At 49.2% G+C, this 1,184-nt stretch carries 1 protein-coding gene and 1 pseudogene; one reads left to right on the top strand and one right to left on the bottom strand.

The features are described from left to right. The coding region (locus CIK04_RS26470) for a tetratricopeptide repeat protein (protein WP_128824717.1) at positions 1-176 on the bottom strand (176 nt) is incomplete at its 3' end. Positions 177-311: 135 nt separating this feature from the next. Between CIK04_RS26470 and rluD the strand changes: the two are divergent. Further along, a pseudogene (gene rluD / locus CIK04_RS26465) lies at positions 312-1,184 on the top strand (23S rRNA pseudouridine(1911/1915/1917) synthase RluD); the annotation flags it as partial.

Here is a 1,184-nt window from a genome sequence, read left to right as displayed (position 1 = left end):
CGGGAATCTAGCGCTTCTAGTTTCTCAATCGCGGTGAGCCAGTTTCCTCCTTGAAGAGAGGTTTGTGCTTCTGCATACAGCTCTGCTGGTGGCACATCCGGCACAATTTGTTCACTGCTTGAACAGCCAAACAACACTGATACCGCGAGCAGGCCTGCTAAAGTATGGTGTTTCATGTCAGGAGTCGATTCCTTGATTCTAAATATTTCTTAAGCTTCCGTTACTTTCTTGTCAGTAACAGATACAATGTTGCAATACACTATTTTTCCACAGTAGTGAGCATTAGTCTCACAGTTTTTAAAAAGTTCGATATGGCTCAGCAGATTGAATTAACAAATACCGTAAAAGATAGCCAATTAGGCCAACGCCTAGATCAAGCTATCGCAGAGTTGTTCGCAGACTTTTCTCGCTCGCGCCTGAAAGAATGGTTGCTTGACGGAAAAGTCACCGTGGACGGTAACGTAGTCACCAAACCCAGAACGAAAGTGATGGGCGGGAGGTGATTACTGTTTTGGCCGAGCTGGAAGATGAAGTGCGCTGGGAAGCGCAAGATATTCCTCTGGATATTGTCTATGAAGATGACGATATCTTAGTGATGAATAAGCCTCGTGATTTTGTCGTCCACCCAGGAGCTGGCACGCCAGATGGTACAGTGTTAAACGCATTGCTGTTCCATTGTCCTGAAGTGGCGGAAGTGCCGCGTGCAGGCATTGTTCATCGTTGGACAAGACACACGGGTCTAATGGTTGTGGCGAAAACCGTACCGGCGCAAACACGTTTGGTGCGTGCTCATACAAAAACGCCATATTACGCGCGAATACGAAGCCATTGCCATTGGTCGAATGACGGCGGGGGGCAAAGTCGATAAACCGATTGGCCGCCATGCAACAAAACGCACCTTAATGGCGGTGAGCCCAATGGGTAAGCCTGCTGTGACGCACTTCCGTGTTGCCGAGCACTTCCGTGAGCACACACGTATCCGTTTGCGTCTTGAAACCGGTCGTACTCACCATGATTCGCGTGCATATGTCTTACCTACAACATCCTTTATTAGGTGATGCAGCTTACGGTGGCGCGCGCGATTCCTGCGGGTGCTCTGAAGAGGTTACGGCATGATCCGAACTTGATCGCCAAGACGTCTTCATGCCGGTGATGCTGCGCTTTGAGCATCCTATCACGGGTGA

The sequence above is a fragment of the Vibrio sp. 03_296 genome, assembly GCF_002265885.1.
Note: the sequence above shows the minus strand (reverse complement) of the source record. Positions and strands in the feature narration are given on the sequence as shown.